The organism is Pseudomonas sp. PDNC002, assembly GCF_016919445.1.
GTDB lineage: Bacteria > Pseudomonadota > Gammaproteobacteria > Pseudomonadales > Pseudomonadaceae > Pseudomonas.
Genome location: NZ_CP070356.1, coordinates 1678941 through 1698939, shown reverse-complemented (window position 1 = coordinate 1698939; position 19999 = coordinate 1678941). Strand labels below are relative to the sequence as shown.

Annotated in this window: 19 protein-coding genes; 7 read left to right on the top strand and 12 right to left on the bottom strand. The window is 65.6% G+C overall.

What is annotated here, in order from left to right; all coding sequences use genetic code 11:
- Nucleotides 1–176: 176 nt before the first annotated feature.
- Entirely contained in the window at nt 177–2576 is a 2400-nt protein-coding gene (locus tag JVX91_RS07825; RefSeq protein WP_205338749.1) for a TonB-dependent siderophore receptor, read from the top strand.
- Between the two features lie 230 nt (nt 2577–2806).
- On the opposite strand, the gene JVX91_RS07820 is transcribed toward JVX91_RS07825, so the two are convergent.
- Complete coding sequence (locus tag JVX91_RS07820; protein WP_205338748.1) at nt 2807–3664, bottom strand: protein phosphatase 2C domain-containing protein; 858 nt, start codon at nt 3662–3664, stop codon at nt 2807–2809.
- Between the two features lie 79 nt (nt 3665–3743).
- On the opposite strand from JVX91_RS07820, the gene JVX91_RS07815 reads away from it, so the two are divergent.
- Nucleotides 3744–4709: an SMP-30/gluconolactonase/LRE family protein gene (locus tag JVX91_RS07815; protein ID WP_205338747.1), complete on the top strand. Its 966-nt coding sequence runs from the start codon at nt 3744–3746 to the stop codon at nt 4707–4709.
- Nucleotides 4710–4728: 19 nt separating this feature from the next.
- On the top strand, nt 4729–5352 hold the full coding sequence (locus JVX91_RS07810; protein ID WP_205338746.1) for a glutathione S-transferase: 624 nt from the start codon (nt 4729–4731) through the stop codon (nt 5350–5352).
- 33 nt (nt 5353–5385) lie between these two features.
- On the opposite strand, the gene JVX91_RS07805 is transcribed toward JVX91_RS07810, so the two are convergent.
- From JVX91_RS07805 to JVX91_RS07780, 6 genes are all read right to left on the bottom strand, one after another.
- Nucleotides 5386–5658 (bottom strand): ABC transporter substrate-binding protein, encoded by a 273-nt coding sequence (locus tag JVX91_RS07805; protein ID WP_205338745.1) that lies wholly within the window; start codon nt 5656–5658, stop codon nt 5386–5388.
- Nucleotides 5655–5963: a hypothetical protein gene (locus JVX91_RS07800; RefSeq protein ID WP_205338744.1), complete on the bottom strand. Its 309-nt coding sequence runs from the start codon at nt 5961–5963 to the stop codon at nt 5655–5657. Before JVX91_RS07800 ends, JVX91_RS07805 begins: the two co-directional genes overlap by 4 nt.
- A gap of 11 nt (nt 5964–5974) precedes the next feature.
- Nucleotides 5975–7411 carry a cell envelope integrity protein CreD gene (gene creD / locus JVX91_RS07795; RefSeq protein WP_205338743.1) on the bottom strand — a complete coding sequence of 479 codons (1437 nt, stop codon included), beginning with the start codon at nt 7409–7411 and terminating at the stop codon, nt 5975–5977.
- Nucleotides 7412–7586: 175 nt separating this feature from the next.
- Nucleotides 7587–9002 carry a two-component system sensor histidine kinase CreC gene (creC, locus tag JVX91_RS07790; RefSeq protein WP_205338742.1) on the bottom strand — a complete coding sequence of 472 codons (1416 nt, stop codon included), beginning with the start codon at nt 9000–9002 and terminating at the stop codon, nt 7587–7589.
- Nucleotides 9002–9691, bottom strand: coding sequence for a two-component system response regulator CreB (gene creB, locus JVX91_RS07785; RefSeq protein WP_205338741.1), 690 nt, complete (start codon nt 9689–9691; stop codon nt 9002–9004). The genes creC and creB overlap by 1 nt, the downstream gene beginning before the upstream one ends.
- Before the next feature lie 65 nt (nt 9692–9756).
- Nucleotides 9757–10278 (bottom strand): ATP-dependent zinc protease, encoded by a 522-nt coding sequence (locus JVX91_RS07780; protein ID WP_205338740.1) that lies wholly within the window; start codon nt 10276–10278, stop codon nt 9757–9759.
- A gap of 134 nt (nt 10279–10412) precedes the next feature.
- Between JVX91_RS07780 and JVX91_RS07775 the strand changes: the two genes are divergently transcribed.
- A complete protein-coding gene (locus JVX91_RS07775) occupies nt 10413–11297 on the top strand; it encodes an acyltransferase (RefSeq protein WP_205338739.1) in 885 nt (294 codons plus the stop codon).
- 6 nt (nt 11298–11303) lie between these two features.
- Here the strand turns inward: JVX91_RS07775 and JVX91_RS07770 are convergent, their stop codons facing one another.
- A complete protein-coding gene (locus JVX91_RS07770) occupies nt 11304–11864 on the bottom strand; it encodes a DUF2780 domain-containing protein (protein WP_205338738.1) in 561 nt (186 codons plus the stop codon).
- Between the two features lie 97 nt (nt 11865–11961).
- Complete coding sequence (locus JVX91_RS07765) at nt 11962–12504, bottom strand: DUF2780 domain-containing protein (RefSeq protein ID WP_205338737.1); 543 nt, start codon at nt 12502–12504, stop codon at nt 11962–11964.
- Nucleotides 12505–12773: 269 nt separating this feature from the next.
- Between JVX91_RS07765 and mdtD the strand changes: the two genes are divergently transcribed.
- Complete coding sequence (mdtD, locus tag JVX91_RS07760) at nt 12774–14210, top strand: multidrug transporter subunit MdtD (protein WP_205338736.1); 1437 nt, start codon at nt 12774–12776, stop codon at nt 14208–14210.
- Here mdtD and JVX91_RS07755 read toward each other — a convergent pair whose 3' ends face one another.
- Complete coding sequence (locus JVX91_RS07755; RefSeq protein ID WP_205338735.1) at nt 14211–14723, bottom strand: RimK/LysX family protein; 513 nt, start codon at nt 14721–14723, stop codon at nt 14211–14213. It abuts the gene before it with no gap.
- A 108-nt stretch (nt 14724–14831) separates the two neighbouring features.
- Complete coding sequence (locus tag JVX91_RS07750) at nt 14832–15044, bottom strand: cold-shock protein (RefSeq protein WP_015475193.1); 213 nt, start codon at nt 15042–15044, stop codon at nt 14832–14834.
- Between the two features lie 319 nt (nt 15045–15363).
- Here JVX91_RS07750 and dbpA point away from each other — a divergent pair, with 319 nt between their 5' ends.
- Together dbpA and yccS are read left to right on the top strand one after the other, a co-directional pair.
- Nucleotides 15364–16740, top strand: a complete 1377-nt coding sequence (dbpA, locus tag JVX91_RS07745; protein ID WP_205338734.1) for an ATP-dependent RNA helicase DbpA — start codon at nt 15364–15366, stop codon at nt 16738–16740.
- A 261-nt stretch (nt 16741–17001) separates the two neighbouring features.
- A complete protein-coding gene (gene yccS, locus JVX91_RS07740; protein WP_205338733.1) occupies nt 17002–19197 on the top strand; it encodes a YccS family putative transporter in 2196 nt (731 codons plus the stop codon).
- Between the two features lie 27 nt (nt 19198–19224).
- Here the strand turns inward: yccS and JVX91_RS07735 are convergent, their stop codons facing one another.
- Complete coding sequence (locus JVX91_RS07735; protein WP_205338732.1) at nt 19225–19959, bottom strand: transporter substrate-binding domain-containing protein; 735 nt, start codon at nt 19957–19959, stop codon at nt 19225–19227.
- Nucleotides 19960–19999 lie beyond the last annotated feature (40 nt).

Sequence of the window (19999 nt, the reverse complement as noted above, 5' to 3'; positions counted from 1 at the left end):
GAGCGGACCTTGTCCGCGAATCCACATGCCGCTGAAGAGCATCGCGGAGAAGCTCCGCTCCTACGAAAGCCCGCTCCGGCAGGCCTTGAAGATTTTTTTCACCCAGCCCTATCACTTTTCAATTCTCGTCCGGCAAGGAGGCATCGAGAAACGTTTTCATTCAGGAGTCGTTTTCAATGCGCCGCCCGTTCGAGCTTTCGCTTCGCCCCTGTCTGTTGGCCACCGCCATTCTGCTGGCTACCTCCTCGGCCATCGCCGCCGACGCCGTGCGTGACTACCAAGTGCCGGCCGGACCGCTGGCCAGCACCCTCAACCGCATCGCCGCCGAAGCCGGCCTGAGCCTGAGTCTCGACCCGGCGCTGGCCCAGGGCCGCAGCGCACATGCCGTGCAGGGGCGCTTCGACGCTGCCAGCGCGCTGCGTCAGGCGCTGCAGGGCACCGGCCTCGAGCTGGTGGAAAGCGAGTCGGGCAGCTACAGCCTGCGTCCGGAGCCCAGCGACACCCTGTCGATGTCGGCCACCACCATCAGCGCTGCCCAGGAAGACCCGGACGGCCCGGCGGTCGGCTACGTGGCCACCCGCTCGCGTATCGGCACCAAGACCGACACACCGATCCTGGAAACCGCCAAGTCCATCTCCGTGGCCACCCGCGAGCAGATGCAGGACCGTGGCGTGCAGAACATCGACGACGCCGTGCGCTACATGCCGGGTACCGTGGCGAGCAGCTATGGCAGCGACACCCGTTCCGACTGGCTGCGCATCCGCGGCTTCGAGCCGACTCAGTTCCTCGATGGCCTGCCGATGGCCACCGGCGTCTATGCCAACCCGAAGCTGGATACCTGGGACCTGGAGCGCGTCGCCGCCCTGCGTGGCCCGGCGTCCTCGGTCTACGGCCAGACCCCGCCCGGCGGCCTGCTGGACATGACCAGCCTGCGCCCACAGGCCCAGCAGGCCAACGCCGTGCAGCTGCAGGCCGGCAGCTACAACCACAAGCAGATCAACTTCGACAGCACCGGCCCGCTGGATGACGAAGGTCGCTTCCTGTACCGCGTCAGCGGCGTGGTGCGCGACAGCAACACGCAGATCGATCACATCCCGGACAAGCGCTACAACCTCGCGCCGAGCCTGACCTGGAACATCGACGACGACACCAAGCTGACCTTCCTCAGCCAGTTCACCCGAGACGATACCGGCATCACCAGCGCCTTCCTGCCGCTCAAGGGCACCAAGTACGACGCGCCCTTCGGCGACATCTCGCACCACAAGAACCTGGGCGACCCGGACTGGGAAAACTACGACCGCACCACCTGGTGGCTGGGCTACGCCTTCGAGCACCGCCTCAACGACGTCTGGCAGTTCCGCCAGAACCTGCGCTACATGAAGAACGACCTGTCGTTCGATGCGCTGACTCCGGGCGGCTACCTCGACACCGTGAGCGACGACGGCACCCTGAACCGCGTCAGCACCTCGGTGGACGAAGACCTGGATCAGTTCGTGGTGGACAACAACTTCCAGGCCGACTTCGACACCGGCGCGCTCAAGCACACCGTGCTGCTGGGCCTGGACCACAACCGCCTGGACACCAGCTACACCTCGATCTACGGCTATGCCGTGCCGCCGACCAACGTGGTGCACCCGATCTACGGCCAGCCGATCGTCACGCCTCCGCGTTCGGACGCGTTCTACGACTATCGCCAGAAGATCAACCAGACCGGCGCCTACGTGCAGGACCAGATCGCCCTGGACAACTGGCGCCTGACCCTGGGCGGCCGCTATGACTGGGTACACACCGACACCAGGTTCCGCAACAAGGGCGACACCACTGCGTCCGAGACCGACCGCCAGTTCAGCGGCAACGCGGCGTTGAGCTACATCTTCGACAACGGCATCGCGCCCTACCTGTCCTACTCCGAGTCGTTCCAGCCGACCACCGGCGCGGACGTCTCCAGCACCGAGTCGTTCAAGCCGACCGAAGGCAAGCAATGGGAACTGGGCGTGAAGTACCAGCCGGTGGGCAGCGACACCCTGCTGACCGCCGCCGTGTATGACCTGCGCCAGGAAAACGTGTCGGTCTCCGAGAACGTCGGCGGTGTCCCGGTTTCCAGCCAGACTGGCGAAGTGAAGGTCACCGGCCTGGAGCTGGAAGCCAACTCCAACCTGACCGAGAACCTCAAGCTGATCGGCAGCTACAGCTACACCGATACCGAAGTGAAGAAGGGCCAGTACGCCGGCAACCGCCTGCAGCTGATCCCGCGCAACGCGGCATCCCTGTGGGCTGACTACACCTGGCACGCCGGCATGCTCAACGGCTTCGGCGTCGGCTACGGCGTGCGCTACGTGGGCGACACCTACGGCGACCAGGCCAACACCTTCGATGGTTACGCCGGTTCCTACACCGTCTACGACGCCGCGGTGCACTACGACCTGGGCAAGCTGGACAGCAGCCTCAACGGCGCGTCGGTCGCGGTCAACGCCACCAACCTGTTCAACAAGGACTACATCTCCACCTGCGACGGTTACTACTGCTACTACGGCGACCAGCGCAAAGTGGTGGCGAGCGTGACCTACAAGTGGTGATGGGCACGGTGAGCCCGGTGGCCGCATAGCGCCGGCGCCCGATTCACCCCGCTATCAGCACCAACAGAAAGCCCCGCTTCTTTCGTCGCGGGGCTTTTTGCTTTTCGTAGGAGCGGACTCTGTCCGCGATGGCTACCAGCGCAATGCGGACTCATCACGGAGCGCCCCCGGAACGGGTTATCTGCCGTCCAAACGCTATGCGCCCTACCCTACCGAGCGGAGCCCGATGCTCAGCGGTGCACCGCTCCCCACACCACGCTCGCATCGTCATGGATCTTCAGGCGCGGATAATCCAGCGCCTGGCCATCGGCGACTTCCAGCGCGCGCAGCTCATCGATCAGTGCCTCCACGCCACGCTCGGGCAGCGCCGCGAACAGTGCGTCCAGATCGTAGCGGCGGAAATCCAGCAGCCGATCGAAACCATCGGTCACCAGCATGAACGCCTTCAATCCCGCCGGGTCGAGAACCCGGCGCTGCACATGGGGAATCCAGCGCTCGCTCGGATCGAGGCACCAATAGCCCTCCGACGTATTCGCCAGCGCACGGTTGCGCCGTACCCATTCGCGGCTGGCCTGCCAGAGTTGCGCGTGGGTCCAGTCCGGATTCGCCTCGCGCAGCGCCAGCAGGCGTTGCACCGACTGGCGATCGATCTCCTCCAGCGGTGTGTCGCCGAAGCTCTCCACATGCCCGTCATCCCACGCCAGGTGGATGCAGGTGTCGCAGAGATTGAGCAGCTCCAGCGAGCCATCGCCCAGCACCCGCAACAGACTCAGGCAGGCGGTGGGCAGGTTCAGATCAAGGCTCACAGCCACGCCGGAATCTCGCTGGAAATCCGCAGCGATGCCCGCCTGCAATTGCGCCAGCAGGTCTTGAGTCGGCCTGTACGGCTGCTCCTCCAGCAGGCGCTGAAGATGTCCATTGGCGCTCTGCGCCAGCCAGCGCGCATCGCTCTCGCCGCCAACCAGCCCCTGCCCGAGACTGGTCGCACCATCCAGCACCCAGGCCGCCTGCGCGGTGTAGCCGATGGCATCGTCGTTCACCGGCGAGCCCTGGCGGCAGGCCGCCCCCAATACGGAAATCGTCGTCACAACCGCTCTCCTTCGTTTCATCGGCCACACTGACCGGCGTACAGTCTCATCACCTTCCGGACTCTGCCAAGGAGAGCCCATGCCTCGCGTCCTGTCCCTCCCCCTGAGCTGCCTGCTGCTCTCCGGCCTGTTGCTGGCCACCGGCGCCCACGCCACGCAAGTGAAGTACTTCGATCTGCCCAAGGGTTCCGGCCCGCACGACGTGGCGCCCACCGAAGACGGCAAGGTCTGGTACACCGCGCAGAAGCTCGGCGTGCTCGGCCGGCTCGATCCGCAGACCGGGCAGAGCGAGCAGATCAGCCTCAGCAAGGGCTCCAGCCCCCACGGCGTGATCGCCGACGACAACGGCGACGCCTGGATCACCGACAGTGGCCTCAATGCCATCGTCCACGTGGACGCCCAGCGCCTGGGCGTGGAAGTCATCCCGCTGCCCAAGGAGGCGGCCGATGCCAACCTCAACACTGCGGTATTCGATGACGACGGCGTGCTGTGGTTCACCGGGCAGAACGGTTTCTACGGCCGTCTCGACCCGGACAGCCGCGACCTGAAGGTCTGGCCGGCGCCGCGCGGCAAAGGCCCCTACGGCATCGCCGTGGCTCCGGATGGAGGCGTCTGGTACGCGTCCCTGGCGGGCAACTACATCGGCCAGGTCGACGACATCGCCGACAGCGCCACCACCTTCGACGCGCCCGGCAGCAACAGCGGCCCGCGTCGCCTGTGGGCCGACTCCGTGGGGCGGCTGTGGATCAGCCAGTGGAACGCCGGAAGCCTGGCGCGCTTCGACCCCAGCGACAGCAAATGGAAAACCTGGAAGCTACCGGGCGATCACCCGCAGCCCTACGCGGTCTACGTCGACGCCATGGACCAGGTGTGGCTGAGCGACTTCGCCGCCAATGCCCTGCTGCGCTTCGATCCGCAAAGCGAGAGATTCACCGCCTACCCGAGCGACCATGAACACGCCAATGTACGCCAGCTGCTCGGCCGGCCCGGCGAGGTGTGGGGTGCCGAATCCGGCACCGACCGCCTGGTCGTCATACAAGATTGAACCGACCAAGGAGTCGTCGATGAGTACCCGCCCCATCCTGTTCCACGCCGCCGCTTCGCCCTTCGTGCGCAAGGTCATGGTCCTGCTGCACGAGACTGGCCAGGCCGACTCCGTGGAGCTGTACGCCGCCGTCCACACGCCCATCGCGCCGGACGCCGGCGTGCTGCAGGACAACCCCGCCGGCAAGATTCCCGCCCTGCGTCTGACCGATGGCCAGACCCTGCATGACAGCCGGGTGATCCTCGAATACCTCGACCAGCAGCACGCCGGCGAACCGCTGATCCCCTGCGACGGCGCGGCACGCTGGCGCCGCCTGACCCTCGCTTCGCTGGCCGACGCGGTACTGGATGCCGCCGTGCTGATCCGCTACGAAACCGCCATGCGCCCTCAGGAGAAACACTGGGACAAATGGCTGGACAACCAGCAGTTGAAGATCGTCCGCACCCTCGCCTACTTCGACGGCCCGGCGCACGCCGAACTGGCCGAGCGCTTCGACATCGCCGCCATCGGCGTCGCCTGCGCGCTGGGCTACCTCGACTTCCGCCAGCCGCACTGGGATTGGCGCGCCGACTATCCGCAACTGGCGAAGTGGTTCACCGAGGTCAGCCAGCGGCCGTCGATGCAGGCCACCGTGCCGGCCTGACGGGTCGGTGGGTATCGTTGCGCTCCACGAGGGCTACGGTGCCCAGCTCAGAGACGGCTCCGGCATGCTCCAGACCCGCCATCCCGCACCGCCCAGCCCCCTCTCCCCTCGGGAGAGGGTTGGGGTGAGGGCAAGCCGGCTGCGCCAGGTCTTCATCATCGGCTGGCCGTGCCGCACCACCCGCCGCTGAAATCGTTCATCACGCATCTCCCTCCGCCCCATCCCCTGCTCGAACAACCCGGCGATCCGACGCGCCAGCCGCCGTCCCACCTCGCGCTCTTCGCGCAGCCCGGTCCACGCACTCATGACTGCTTCTCCTGGCGGCCGAAGCGATAGATCGGCAGCGCCAGCAGCAGGCCGAGCTGGGCGACTCCCATACACATCTCCAGGAAGGAGCGCACGTGGGGATTGTTCGCCGCGTCCTCGACGCCGGTGAGCTGCTCCCACAGATCGCCCGGCAACAGCAGGGCGACATGCGCCAACGGCTTGCCGCTAGCCACCAGCAGAGCGATCCAGTCGAAGCGGCCGATGAACATAAGCAGCGGCAGGCACAGTCCGCTGATCAGCAGGCCGGCGAACAGGCACAGGGAAAAGCGCATCACGTTGGTCATCACGACTCTCCTCAGCGCTGTACGCGCACATCGTCCAGGGAAAATTCCAGGTCATCGCCACGGGGCTTGCCGATGCCGTACCAGTCCAGCCGGCGGGTCAGCACCATCACGCCACCGAGCACACCGAACAGCAGCAGGGAGCCCATCAGCAACGCGTAGTCCTCGGCGCTGAGCAGCGCGTAAAGCATTCCGTAGAGCCCGGCGAGACCCAGGCTGAAACCGGCGCCACGCCACAGGCTGCGCAAAACGTGGCAGAGGTAGAAGCCGATCAACCCGACGCAGGCGCCGGCGGACAATAGGTAGGCCAGCTCGAAGCCGAGGTGCTCGGAGAGCGACAGCAGCAACAGGTAGAACAGCGCCAGCGCCATGCCCACCAGCGCGTACTGGATCGGATGCACCGACAGGCGCTTGAGCACTTCGAAGAGGAAGAAGCCGGCGAAGGTGAGGACGATGAACAGCAGTGCGTACTTCACCGCACGGTCAGTCTTCAGGTACTGGTCCACCGGGTCCACCAGCGCCACACCGAAGCGGTGCTGGCCGAACTCGCTGCACTCGGCGGAGGAGGCACGAACAGCCTCTGCATCGTCTACGGTCACAGCACGAGCGACATCGGTCGTCGACGTGCAGGCGCGCAACTGGTCCTCCAGGTTGGTGGCGAAGAAACTGGTGCGCCAGCGCGCGCTGAAGCCCTGGTCGCTGACACTGCGCTCGGTAGGCAGGAACTCGCCGCCGAAGCTGGGGTGCGGCCAGTCCGAGACCAGGTTGACCTGACTGTCACGACCCACCGGGGTGATGTCCAGCCGGCTGCTGCCCAGCAGCGAAAGCTCGAAGGCATAGTCGAAACGCTGCTCGCGGTCGCTGGCCTTGAATGGCAGCACGGCATGCACGCCGTTACCGAGGAACTGGCTCTGGGTGCCCGGCTGGAAGTCGCGCAGCTCTTCGCCAACCTTCAGCTTCGGCGCATTCTCGATGCCGCGCACATCACTGATGCCCACCGCCAGCAGCGGGTCATCGAAACGGTAGCTGCCCAGATCGCTGGTGATGCCGTAGTTGGCCGGCAGGACGAAGCTGCCGCTGACCTGGCTGTCGGCATGGAACAGGCGCGCCTCGTAGATGCCGCGATGGCGCAGTTCGGTGCGCATCTGGCCGTCGAGGCTGAAAACTTCCGGCAGGAAGTACAGCCGCCCGCGCACCTCGCGCTCCTGCAGCACGCGCTGCTGGCTGGCCTTGTCCAGGCGCCAGGCGCGAATGGTGCGGGTGTAGGGCACGACCACCAGCGGGCCGGTGAGCTGCTGGCTGTAACTGGCGCTGCGGGCAATGTCCTGCAGGACCTCGTCGCGGTAGTTCTGACGCTCGTCGACCAGGCCGTCGATCATCAGCAGGGGTATCAGCAGGAGGACGATCAGCAGCGCAATGGCGCCGAGCTTGATGCCGAGTTGGCGGTTCATCGAAGGCTTTCTCCGTGGATGGAAGACGGAGAGAGCTTGGGGTTCGCGCGTGGTGACGCTCGGGGAGAAATGTGGAGCTTCTGTGGGGATTGTGTGGCTATGGCTTTTCGTAGGAGCGGACCTTGTCCGCGAAAGGCCCATCACACGCAAAGAGCATCGCGGAGAAGCTCCGCTCCTACGAGGGCAAGAGCAGGCTCGCGCGCACCCCGCCCTCGACGTTTTCGACACTCAATTCACCGCCGTGCAGCGTTGCCACCTCGGCCACGAAATTGAGCCCCAGCCCGGTGCTCTTGCGGCCGCTCGCTGGGCGCGGCAGAGAGTAGAAACGCTCGGTCAGGCGCGGCAGGGCGAACTCCGGAATGGCTTCACCCTGGTTGAACAGCTCGACGCGCCAGCCCTCGCCTTCGCGCTGCGCTTCGAAGCGAATCACACCGCCGGCCGGCGTGAAATCCAGTGCGTTGTCCAGCAGGTTTCCCAGCGCCTGGCGCAGCAGGAAGCGCTCGCCGTGTACCGTCGCCTGCGATGGAATAGCGTTCTCCAGCTGCACGCCCTGCACCCGCGCCATACGCTCGTCGATCAGTTCGCTCGCCAGTTCATGCAAGGCCACCGGCACGCGCTCTTCCAGCCCCTGGCGCTGTTCCACCTGGGCTAGGTTCAGCAACCGTTCGATCAGTTGCTGCAGGCGCTCGCTTTCGCCGGCGATGTTGCCGACGAAGCGCGCTCGCTGCTCGGCGGGCATCTCGCCTTCGAGCAGCTCCGCCGCGCCACGGATCGCCGCCAGCGGGCTCTTCAGTTCGTGGGTCAGGGTGTGCACGTAGCGCTCGACGTAATCCTTGCCCTCCAGTTGCACACGCATGCGCTCCACGGCGCCGGCCAGTTGCGCCATCTCGCCACCGCGATAGCGCGGCAGCTCTGCGCGGCGTCCTTCGCTGACGGCCTGGGCGTACCGCGTCAGGCGATCCAGCGAGCGGCTCAGCCACCAGGACAGCCCCGCGCCCACCAGCAGGCCGAGCACGATCAGCCCCGCACCGAGCCACGCGAGGCGCCGCTGCGAACGGTCGATATAGGGCTGCAGCGTGCGGTTGGGTTTGGAGACCGAGACCGCGCCGATGATCTTCTCGCCATCGCGGATCGGCGCGGCGACGTACATCACCGAGGACTCCGGGTCGTCCGCCGACTCACGGCTGGAGCGCGCGCCGTACTGGCCTCGCAGGGTCCGGTAGACGTCGTTCCAGCGCGAATAGTCCTGGCCCACGGCCTGGCCGAGGGAATCCAGCAGGACGATACCGCGTGCGTCGGTGACGTAGATGCGGTGGTTCACCGCAGTCTTGTTCACGCCCCAGATATCCGCCTGCGGACTGCGCGCGCCATAGGCACGGAGGATGGCGGGCAGCCGACTCTGGTCGAGGGTGCCGCTCCTCACGTCGCCCTGGAGAATCTCGGCCAGCAGGTTGGCGGTATCCACCAGGGTCTCTTCGCTGGACTGGCGCACGCCGGGACGAATCTCGTCCATCACCGTGCGCAGGACGAACCAGCCGGTCAGCCCGACGAAGAAGAAGTAGACCAGGAAGATCCGCAGCGACAGGCGCATCAGCTCTTGTCCGGCGCGTAGCTGTAGCCCAGGCCGCGGTGGGTCTGGATCGGTTCGGCGGCGGGGGCGACCTGGCGCAGCTTGGCGCGCAGGCTCTTGATGTGGCTGTCGACGTTGCGCTCGTAGCCTGCGTCGGCAGCGACGCCCAGGGCATCGAGCAACTGCTCGCGGCTGAACACCCGCTCGGGTCGCGCCAGCAGCGTTTGCAGCAGGCGGAATTCATGGCGGGTCAGGGCCAGCGACTGGCCGTGGTAGCGAATCTGGAAGCGCTCCTCGTCCACCTCGAATGGGCCGTTGGATTCGGCGACGGCGGCGGGCGCCTCGCGCGGTGCGGTGCGTTTGAGGATGGCCTTGACCCGCGCGGCGACTTCACGCGGGCTGAAAGGTTTGACGACGTAGTCGTCGGCGCCGATTTCCAGCCCCACCACGCGGTCGATCTCGGCGTTGCGCGCGGTGAGGAAGATCACCGGCACGTCGGAGAAACGGCGAAGCTGCTTGCAGGCTTCGAAGCCGCTGATGTCCGGCAGGCCGACGTCGAGGATGACGAGGTCGAAGGTGCCCTGCTGCAGGCGTTCGAGGGCGGCACCCGCGAGGTTCAGCCAGGTCGTCTCGAAACCTTCGGCCTGCAGGGCATAGAGCAGCGTGTCGGCGATGGCGGCTTCATCTTCGACGATGAGGATGTGGGGCATGGGATTCCGATTCCCTGGAAGGTTCCGGAAGGGTCCATCATGCCCTGCGCCGCGTCAATCGAGGATCAGGAGCAATCCGGCTTGCCGGCCACGAAGCGCTCGCCCGCATCCACCGCTACGTGGAACTTGCGCAGGCCCTTGGCGCCCATCAGGAAGGGGTAGTTGAAGTGGCTACGGTCGGTGAGGTTGACCTCGATGGTGCGCTGGTCGCCGCCCAGGCACACCGGCAGCTCGATCACCGGGCGCTGGCTGAGGCCGGGAGCGGACTCTTCCTCTTCGTCCTCGCCGGCGCCATCGGAGCGGTTCTTGATCTTCGAGATGCGCGAGAGCTTGTGCTCGTAGACCGAATCACCGCCATCCTTGGTGGCCAGCTTGAAGCGCACCCAGTCCTCGCCGTCGCGCTGGAAGATCTGGATGTCCTTGGCCGACAGCGACGAGGTGTAGGCGCCGGTGTCCATCTTGGCCTGCAGGGTCTGGTTGAGTTCGGGCAGGCTGACCCATTCGTAGCGGCCGTAGAGTTTGGTTTCAGCAGCCAGCGCAAGGCCAGGCAATGCGAAAAGGGAAAGCAGGGCGAGGGCGCGTTTCACGCGAAATCTCCGGGGTGGAATACGTCGCATAGGACTAGCACGACGGCCATTGGTTCGCCATACCTGCCCGGCTTGGGCCGGAGGAATTGTCTGCGTATCATGGCCGCGCCACTGTCGCACAAGGAACGGACCTCATGCGGGCACTGACCGGCGTACTCGCCAGCCTTTTACTGCTGCTCAACACCCTGATCCTGATCGGCCCGATGCTGCTGATCGCACTGCTCAAGCTGGTCCTGCCTGGCCAGGCGGCGAAGGACGCCTGCTCACGCGGCGTGATGTGGATCGCCGAGACCTGGGCGGAAATCGACAAGGCCATCTTCGCCCTGATGACCCCGACCGTCTGGGACATCCGCGGTGCCGGCCAATTACGCGGCGACACTTCCTACCTGGTGATCAGCAACCACCAGTCCTGGGTCGACATCCCGGCGCTGGTGCAGGCGTTCAATCGCAAGACGCCCTATTTCAAGTTCTTCCTGAAGAAGGAGTTGATCTGGGTGCCCTTCCTCGGCCTGGCCTTCTGGGCTCTCGACTACCCCTTCATGAAGCGCTACAGCAAGGCCTTCCTGGAGAAGCACCCCGAGCTCAAGGGCAAGGACCTGGAAATCACCAAGGCCGCCTGCGAGAAGTTCAAGCGCATGCCGGTGACCGTGGTGAACTACCTGGAAGGCACGCGCTTCACCCCGGCCAAGCAGGCCCAGCAGCAATCGCCCTACCAGAACCTGCTGCGCCCCAAGGCCGGCGGCGTGGCCTTCGTGCTGGCGGCACTGGGCGAGCAACTCGATACCCTGCTGGATGTCACACTGGTCTATCCGAAGGGCCCGCGGCCCGGCTTCTGGGACCTGCTGTGCGGACGCGTGCCGCGAGTGATCGTGGATATCCAGGCCCGCGAGATCGACCCTGCACTATGGCAGGGCGATTACGAAAATGACGCCCAATTCCGCCAGTACGTGCAGGACTGGGTGTCGCGCCTGTGGGAAGAGAAGGACGCGCGCATCGAGCGGTTGCGCCAGGAGTTCTGAAGCCGGTTACGCGCCCCGTCCGGCCACCGGTGCAACCGGCGTCGCCGGCGCGGCAGGCGTGCCCCACAGGCCGCCCAGCGTACCCAGCAGTTGGCCGTTCAGGCCCTGCTGATTGAAGTAATCGAGGATGACCCCGGCGAAGCGGCCAATCATCGACTGGTCCATGCCCAGCACGTTGAAAATCTGGTCGACATCCTGCAGGTCGTTGATCCCGCCGAGCAGCGCGGCGGCATTGCCCAGCCCGCCGAATCCACCCAGCGCGCCGCCCAGGTCACCCAGCGAGCTGGTGCCGGCGAGCTGCCGCAGGTCCGGGAGGGATTTCTGCAATTGCGCGGTGTCGGTGTCTTTCAGGTTGTTCAGCGCCAGCCCGAGCAATGCACCGGTGCCGCCAATCGCCTGCTGCTCGCTGACACCCAGCTGATGGGTGAGGTTGCCCAGCAACGCGGTGGCGGCTGGCGGCACGCTCTCCGTCGTGGCGATGGGCTCGCCGGTCTCGGTGAAGGTGGCGGCGAACACGGGTGCAACAGCCAGGCAGGCGGCCAGGAAGACGACGGATCGGGTGTACATCGACGACTCCGAAGAACGGAAGTCCGGCCCCAGGACGGAGTCGGATCGTCGATAGGACCGGCGCGCCAACCCGCGGTTCCGCGCCGGCCGGCGGATATCAGGCGCCGGTGCCCCAGAGGCTGCCCAGGGTGCTGAGCAGGTTGCTGTTCAGGCCCTGCTTGCCGAGGTAATCCAGCAGCACGCTGGAGAATTTGCCGGTCATCTCCTGATCCATGCCCAGCGCACCGAAGGCCTTGCTGACATCCCCCATGCTGCTGACGTTGCCCAGCAGGCCGCTGGAGGCGCCGCCGCCCAGATTGCCGAGCTGGCCACCGAGGCCGCCCAGGGCATTGCTGCCGGTGAGCTTGTCGAGCCCGGGAACGGTCTTCGCCAGCTGCGAATAGTCACCACTGCTGAGTTTGTTCTTCGCGAGGCCAAGCAAGGCGCCAGTGCCGCCGAGAGCCTGTTCATCGCTGACACCGAGCTGGCCGGTGAGTGCATCGAGCAGGCCGCTGGTCTGTGGCGTGGAGGCCACCCGCGAGGTGTCGGCGCCGGTTGCGCCGGACACCGCCTTGGCAGCGTCACCAAGGTTGAAGGCGAATGCGGAAGAAGCCGCCAGCAGAGCGGCCAGGGCGAGGGTGACACGGGGTTTGACGGACATGGCCGACTCCTGGGAATAACGGACGCAATATCGACCGGTAGCCTGGGCCGTTGTTCCGCCACGGACGACATCCCGGACGAAAAACGCCGCTCGATCACAGTGTCGAGCAAGGTACCTTCCAAGGGGCGGCGACGGGGAACTTGTCCAGCAGCCACGAAAGCGCATTCGTACCATCAGTCCCGAGAATCTCCTCAGAGCCGTCGTAGCATTTCCCCCACGTTCGCCAAAGATTCCCTAAGCTAGAGCCATCCCCGCCCGACGGACCGATCATGAGCGAACCCTTCATCCTCACGCCCCGCGTGGCGCGCCTGCTGCCCTGGCTGGTCGCCATTGCCTTCTTCATGCAGGCCCTGGACGGCACCATCCTCAATACCGCGCTGCCGAGCATGGCCCGTTCGCTGGACGAGGACCCGCTGCGCATGCAGGGCGTGGTGATCGCCTACCTGCTCACGGTGGCGCTGCTGATACCTTCCTCCGGCTGGATCTCCGACCGCTTCGGCACGCGCCGGGTGTTCCTCTTCGCGATCTTCCTGTTCAGCCTCGGCTCGCTGCTCTGCGCGCTGTCGACGACCCTCGGCACCCTGGTCGGCGCACGCGTGGTGCAAGGCATCGGCGGCGCGCTGATGATGCCGGTGGGGCGCCTGGTGATCCTGCGCGTCTACCCGCGCACGGAGCTGGTGCGCATCCTCAGCTTCGTCACCATCCCCGGCCTGCTCGGCCCGCTGGCCGGCCCGACCATGGGTGGCTGGCTGGTGGAGTACGCCAGCTGGCACTGGATCTTCCTGATCAACCTGCCGGTCGGGCTGGTCGGTTTCATCGTCGCCTTGCGCCTGATGCCGGACCTGCACGGCGTGCGCGCGACGCGCTTCGACTCGATCGGTTTCCTGCTGTTCGGCGGCGCCATGGTACTCATCACCATTGCCCTGGAAGGCCTCGGCGAGCTGCACATGCCCCACGTGCGCGTGGTCCTGCTGCTGATAGGCGGATTGGTGCTGCTGGCGGCCTATTGGCTGCGTGCGCTGCGCATCGAGGCACCGTTGTTCCCGCCATCGCTGTTCACCACGCGGACATTCGCCGTAGGCCTGCTGGGCAACCTGTTCGCGCGCCTGGGCAGCGGTTCCCTGCCCTTCCTCACGCCGCTGCTGTTGCAGGTCGGCCTGGGCTTCTCGCCATCGCGAGCGGGCATGACCATGATCCCGATGGCGTTGGCGGCCATGGTGATCAAGTCGCTGGCGCGGCCGCTGCTGGACCTGTTCGGCTATCGCAAGCTACTGGTGAGCAACACGCTGCTGCTGGGCGCGATGATCGCCAGCCTGGGACTGGTGGACCAGGACACACCCTATGCGCTGCTGCTGGTGCAACTGGCGATACTGGGCGGAATCAACTCGCTGCAGTTCACGGCGATGAACACCCTCAGCCTGATCGACCTGCGCGACGACAACGCCAGCGCCGGCAACAGCCTGCTCTCGGTGGTCATGCAACTGTCGATCGGCATGGGCATCGCCTGTGCGGCGGCGCTGCTGGGCGGGTTCACCGGCGATACGGAAAGCGTGCAGGGCGACGTGCTGTCAGCCTTCCACGCGACCTACTTCAGCGTCGGCGTGCTGTCGATGCTGGCGGCGGCGATCTTCTTCCAGCTCAACGCCGACGATGGCCGCACCACGCCACGCCGGGTCGATCCGCAGCATGGTGTCGACGAGCACTGATCAGGGCTTGCAGGTGGGCGCCAGGGTCTGCGTCTTCGAGGCGTCCACGGCGCCCAGGTGTTCGAGCGTGCGGCGGCCGAGCAGTACCGGATAGTCCAGGGTCTGGCGGTCGCGCAGGGTGAACTGCTCGCGGTAGACCTTGCCGCCCAGGCACACATCCATCAGCACCACCGGGCTGCGCTCGACGCCGCTGGCGGTCTTGAATTTCAGCACGCGCTCGACGCGCCGCTCGAAGGGCAGGCGTTCTTCCTTGCCGGTGGCGGGGTCGGTGAGCATCACGTCGTACTGTACCCAGCGTTCACCGTTCTTCTTGATCCGGGTGATGTTGCGTGCATCCATCACCGAGGTCTGCGCGCCGGTGTCCAGCTTGGCCTTGAGCGGCGCCTGCTCGGGCATCAGGGTGAGCGTTTCCACCCAACCCCAGGTCGTGGGCTGCGCGGGTGCATCCGCGGCGATGGCGCTCCCTGAGGCGAGCAGACCGGCGAGCAGCAGGCGGAAGGCGGACGATGGCATGGATGGCGACTCCGGAAATCGATGGCGGCACGATAGGCAATAAGAACATAGGCAATAAAAAACCCCGGATGTTTCCATCCGGGGTTTTTCGGCTGACGCCAGGGGATCTTAGTTGATCACCTGTACGCGCTCGGCCTGCATGCCTTTCTGGCCTTGCACGACTTCGAAGCTGACTTTCTGGCCTTCGGCCAGGGTCTTGAAGCCGTTACCTTCGATAGCGCGGAAGTGAACGAAAACGTCCGGGCCGCTTTCCGGGGTAATGAAGCCGTAGCCTTTGGTCTCGTTGAACCACTTGACGGTGCCGTTCTGACGATTCGACATGGTGTTCTCCTTGGAACATATTTTTGAAATTAGCCACGAATGGCCAGGAACTGAGTTGCAAGGAGTTACAAGGAGTCGAGCAGGACGGGGTGGAATAACCGACCGCATCAGGTCACGATCGACGGCGACCCATGCAAACACAGTGCAGAAACTCTACGACAAAAATCTGCGGAAAGCGAATCTCTCTAAAAATCCATTTATCGCTGTCTGTGGAAATTCTGACGAATGGGTGCAAACCCTTGCCGCGCCAGCTTCTCAGCCGCTTTTCAGTGCTCTCCTGCTACACTGCGCGACCAATGGATTCATCCGGGCTTTCCTCGTGACCACCTCTGCATTTTCCAGCCTCGCGCTGTCGGCCGATCTGCTGGCCAACCTCGATTCCCTCGGTTACCGGGAGATGACGCCGATCCAGGCCGCCGCCCTGCCGACGATCCTCAAGGGCCGCGATCTGATCGCCCAGGCCAAGACCGGCAGCGGCAAGACCGCTGCCTTCGGCATCGGTCTGCTGAGCCCGCTGAATCCACGTTACTTCGGCTGCCAGGCGCTGGTGCTGTGCCCGACTCGCGAGCTCGCCGACCAGGTGGCCAAAGAGATTCGCCGCCTGGCTCGCGCCGCCGACAATATCAAGGTGCTGACGCTCTGCGGCGGTACGCCTTTCGGCCCGCAGATCGGCTCGCTGGAGCACGGCGCCCATGTGGTCGTCGGCACGCCAGGGCGGATTCAGGAACACCTGCGCCGCGAGACCCTGAAGCTGGACGGCCTGAACACCCTGGTGCTCGACGAAGCCGATCGCATGCTCGACATGGGCTTCTACGACAGCATTGCCGACATCATCGGCCAGGCACCGGCGCGCCGGCAGACGCTGCTGTTCTCCGCCACCTATCCCGACGGCATCGGCCAACTCGCGGCGAAGTTCCTGAAGAATCCCGAGCGCGTGGAAGTCGAGGCGCTGCACGACGACAGCCAGATCGAACAGCACTTCTACGAGATCGAGCCGAAGCAGCGCTTCGATGCCGTCGTGCGCTTGCTGCAGCACTTCCGCCCGCAGTCCAGCGTCGCCTTCTGCCACACCCGTCAGCAGTGCATGGAAGTGGTCGAGCAACTCAATGCGCGGAAGATTTCCGCCCTCGCCCTGCACGGCGACCTGGAGCAGCGCGAGCGCGACCAGGTGCTGACCATGTTCGCCAACCGCAGCTGCAGCGTGCTGGTAGCCACCGACGTGGCCGCTCGCGGACTGGATATCGCCGCGCTCGAAGCGGTGATCAACGTCGAGCTGTCGCGCGACGCGCAGGTCCACGTGCACCGCATCGGCCGCAGCGGCCGGGCCGGTGAAAAGGGGCTGGCGCTGTCGCTGGTTACCCCCGCCGAGGCCAGCCGCGCCCAGGCCATCGAGGACCTGCAGGGCGCGCCGCTGAACTGGGAGCGCATCGATTTCCTCAAGGCCAACGACACCCCGCTGCTGCCACCGATGACCACCCTGGCCATCGCCGGCGGACGCAAGGACAAGCTGCGCCCCGGCGACATTCTCGGCGCACTCACTGGCGATGCCGGACTGAAAGGCACGCAGGTGGGCAAGATCGCCATCTTCGACTTCCAGGCCTTCGTGGCCGTCGAGCGCGACATCGCCAAGCAGGCGTTGAAGCATTTCAACGAAGGCAAGATCAAAGGGCGTTCGTTCAAGGCGCGCATCCTCTGACACCGAAGCCCGTGCAGGAGCAACGGTCATTCCTGGGTAGCCCCGTAGCAACGCTTTTCCCTCACCCCAGCCAGGGCTGGGGTGAGGGGCTCTTGATCTTTGTAGGAGCGGACCTTGTCCGCGAATCCTCGGGCCGCTGAAGAGCATCGCGGAGAAGCTCCGCTCCTACAAGGGCGACAGACAACCTGTCGCGCTCGCGATAGCCGCCTCGGAGACGTTCCGCTAGTCTGAGCAGCAGACATTCGGAAGTCCCGCACGCGCATGTTCTCTTCCCCATTGATCCAGTCTCTGCAGCGCCTCTGGGCGCTGGACAAGTTCGCCTACAGCCTGCGGGTGTTCGTCGCCCTCAGCGGGGTCATGCTCGCCTGCTGGCTGCAGGGTCGGCCGGAGCTGGTGATCCCGCTGTTCCTCGGCGTCATCGCCAGCGCCCTGGCGGAAACCGACGACCATTGGCTGGGTCGCCTGCAGGCGCTGCTGGTGACGCTGGCCTGCTTCAGCATCGCCTCGCTGGCGGTGGAACTGCTGTTCCCCTACCCGCCGCTGTTCGTTGCAGGCCTCGCGCTATCCACCTTCGCCATGACCCTGCTCGGCGCTCTTGGCGAGCGCTACGCGGCCATCGCCTCGGCGACGCTGATCCTGTCGATCTACACCATGATCGGCGTCGACCAGCGCGGCGGCACGCCCGCCGATTTCTGGCGCGAGCCGCTGCTGCTGGTGGCCGGCGCGGGTTGGTACGGCCTGCTCTCGGTGTTGTGGAACGCCCTGTTCGCCAACCAGCCGGTACAGCAGAGCCTGGCCCGGCTGTTCCTCGAACTGGGCGAGTACCTGAAGATCAAGTCGACCCTGCTAGAGCCGCTGCGCCACCTCGACATCGAGGCCCAGCGCCTTGCCCTGGCACGGCAGAACGGCCGGGTGGTAGTAGCGCTGAACCAGGCCAAGGAAACCATTCTGGCGCGCCTGTCCCACGGCAGGCCGAGCCCGAAAATCAGTCGCTACCTGAAGCTCTATTTCATTGCCCAGGACGTCCACGAGCGCGCCAGCTCCTCGCACTATCCGTACAACCAGCTGGCCGAAGCCTTCTTCCACAGTGACGTGCTGTTCCGCTGCCAGCGCCTGCTCAACCAGCAGGGCAAGGCGTGCAAGGCACTGGCGAAAGCCATCCAGCTGCGCCAGCCATTCGACTACAACGACAGCGAACTGGCGCTGGCCGATCTCAACGCTTCGCTGGAGTATCTGCGCCAGCAGGGCAATCCGGCCTGGCGCGGACTGCTGCGCTCCCTCGGCGCGCTGGCGGCCAACCTGACCACACTGGACCGCAAGCTCAGCGGCGCGAGCAATCCCGATGCGCTGGACGACGAACAGGACAGCACTCTGCTGGATCGCTCGCCGCACTCTTTCAAGGACGCCTTCGAGCGTATCCGCCTGCATATCTCGCCGACCTCGCTGCTGTTCCGCCATGCCCTGCGCCTCTCCCTCGCGCTGGCCGCCGGCTACGGTGTGCTGCACCTGATCCACCCAACCCAGGGCTACTGGATCATGCTCACCACGGTGTTCGTCTGCCAGCCGAACTACGGCGCAACGCGCATCCGCCTGGTGCAACGGATCCTCGGCACGCTGGTGGGCCTGGTGGCCGGCTGGGCGCTGATCGACCTGTTCCCCAACCCGCTGATCCAGTCGCTGCTGGCGGTGGTCGCCGGGGTCGCCTTCTTCGCCACGCGCAGTACCCGCTACACCCTGGCGACGGCGGCGATCACCCTGCTCGTGCTGTTCTGCTTCAACCAGGTGGGTGACGGCTACGGGCTGATCCTGCCGCGCCTGTTCGATACCCTGCTCGGCGCGCTGATCGCCGGTATCGCGGTGTTCCTGGTACTGCCCGACTGGCACGGACGCAGCCTGCACCGGCTGGTCGGCGGCACCCTCGCCTGCAACAGCCGCTACCTGCGCGAGATCATGCAGCAGTACGCCAACGGCAAGCGCGATGACCTCGCCTACCGCACTGCGCGACGCAATGCGCACAACGCCGACGCAACGCTATCCACCACGCTGTCGAACATGCTGCTGGAGCCCGGCCACTTCCGGAAGGACGCGGAGATCGGCTTCCGTTTCCTGGTGCTCTCCCACACCCTGCTCAGCTACCTTTCCGCCCTCGGCGCGCACCGTAACCAGTTGCCGCCGGACGTCAACGACGACCTCATCGCCGAGGCCGCCGAGCGCCTGACGGCCAGCCTGGACGACATCGCCGTGCGCCTCAACGAACGACGCCCGGTGGATATCTACAGCGACGCCGAGGATGCACTCGCCAAACGCCTGGAAGAGCTACCCGAGGAACAGGACGATGCCCACCGCCTGGTGCAGACCCAGCTCGCGCTGATCTGCCGGCAGCTCGCCCCGCTGCGCACCCTGGCGGCGCATCTGCTGAAGAAGGACATCGGCGCGGAGCAAGCCGAGGCAGCGTAGGGCGTACAGCGTCCGAGGCTGTACGCCCTACAGGCCGTGCTCGCGCATCAGCGCGTCGTAGCTGCCATCCGCCTTCATCTCACGGATCGCCTTGTCGAAGGCCGCAACTATCTCGGCGTGACGGGGGTTGTGGCGGCTGACCAGAATACGCAGGCCGTTCTCCGCCAGCGGCACGGGCAGGAATTCCAGTTGCTCCTTTACCTCGGCCAGGTCGCCGTTGAAGTGATGCCGGGCGGTGATCTCGTCCTCCAGGGTGAGGTCCACCCGCCCGACCTGCAGCATCATCGCCGCATTGACGAAGCTGAACACCGGCACGCGCTGCAGTTGCGGATCGTTGTTGAAGTCGGCGGAGTAGCTATAGCCGCGCACCACGGCGATGCGATACGGATAGAGATCGGCGAGCCTGGTGAAGGTGATGGATGAGCCACGACGCTTGATCAGACGCACCCGGTTGATCAGGTAGGGCTCGGAGTATTCACCGTAGACCTCGCGTTCCGGCGTGTACCAGGCATCCGCCACCAGGTCGTACTCGCCATTCTTCACCCCGTGCAGCACCCGCGGCCACGGCACCTCGATGTACGCGCTGGCAAAACCCGCGCGCTTGAGTGCCGCTCGCACCATGTCCACCGCAACACCGTTGCCCGGCAAGCCCTGGTCGGCGTAAGGCGGCCAGCGATCAGCGGCGATACGCAGCACTTCCTCGGCGCGCAGCGCGGAACCAATGCACAGGCACATCAGCAACAGCAGCAGGCGCAGCGGCATCGCGGTCGTCGTCCGTGGGAAGGCACAGGGAAGACTAGTC

Coding starts and splice junctions, on each gene's coding strand:
- JVX91_RS07765 (WP_205338737.1), bottom strand. CDS start 12,504: ATGTCCGTCAAACCCCGTGTCACCCTCGCCCTGGCCGCTCTGCTGGCG.
- creB (WP_205338741.1), bottom strand. CDS start 9,691: ATGCCCCACATCCTCATCGTCGAAGATGAAGCCGCCATCGCCGACACG.
- yccS (WP_205338733.1), top strand. CDS start 17,002: ATGTTCTCTTCCCCATTGATCCAGTCTCTGCAGCGCCTCTGGGCGCTG.
- creD (WP_205338743.1), bottom strand. CDS start 7,411: ATGAACCGCCAACTCGGCATCAAGCTCGGCGCCATTGCGCTGCTGATC.
- JVX91_RS07735 (WP_205338732.1), bottom strand. CDS start 19,959: ATGCCGCTGCGCCTGCTGCTGTTGCTGATGTGCCTGTGCATTGGTTCC.
- JVX91_RS07825 (WP_205338749.1), top strand. CDS start 177: ATGCGCCGCCCGTTCGAGCTTTCGCTTCGCCCCTGTCTGTTGGCCACC.
- mdtD (WP_205338736.1), top strand. CDS start 12,774: ATGAGCGAACCCTTCATCCTCACGCCCCGCGTGGCGCGCCTGCTGCCC.
- JVX91_RS07810 (WP_205338746.1), top strand. CDS start 4,729: ATGAGTACCCGCCCCATCCTGTTCCACGCCGCCGCTTCGCCCTTCGTG.
- JVX91_RS07770 (WP_205338738.1), bottom strand. CDS start 11,864: ATGTACACCCGATCCGTCGTCTTCCTGGCCGCCTGCCTGGCTGTTGCA.
- JVX91_RS07815 (WP_205338747.1), top strand. CDS start 3,744: ATGCCTCGCGTCCTGTCCCTCCCCCTGAGCTGCCTGCTGCTCTCCGGC.
- JVX91_RS07755 (WP_205338735.1), bottom strand. CDS start 14,723: ATGCCATCGTCCGCCTTCCGCCTGCTGCTCGCCGGTCTGCTCGCCTCA.
- creC (WP_205338742.1), bottom strand. CDS start 9,002: ATGCGCCTGTCGCTGCGGATCTTCCTGGTCTACTTCTTCTTCGTCGGG.
- JVX91_RS07750 (WP_015475193.1), bottom strand. CDS start 15,044: ATGTCGAATCGTCAGAACGGCACCGTCAAGTGGTTCAACGAGACCAAA.
- JVX91_RS07800 (WP_205338744.1), bottom strand. CDS start 5,963: ATGACCAACGTGATGCGCTTTTCCCTGTGCCTGTTCGCCGGCCTGCTG.
- JVX91_RS07775 (WP_205338739.1), top strand. CDS start 10,413: ATGCGGGCACTGACCGGCGTACTCGCCAGCCTTTTACTGCTGCTCAAC.
- JVX91_RS07805 (WP_205338745.1), bottom strand. CDS start 5,658: ATGAGTGCGTGGACCGGGCTGCGCGAAGAGCGCGAGGTGGGACGGCGG.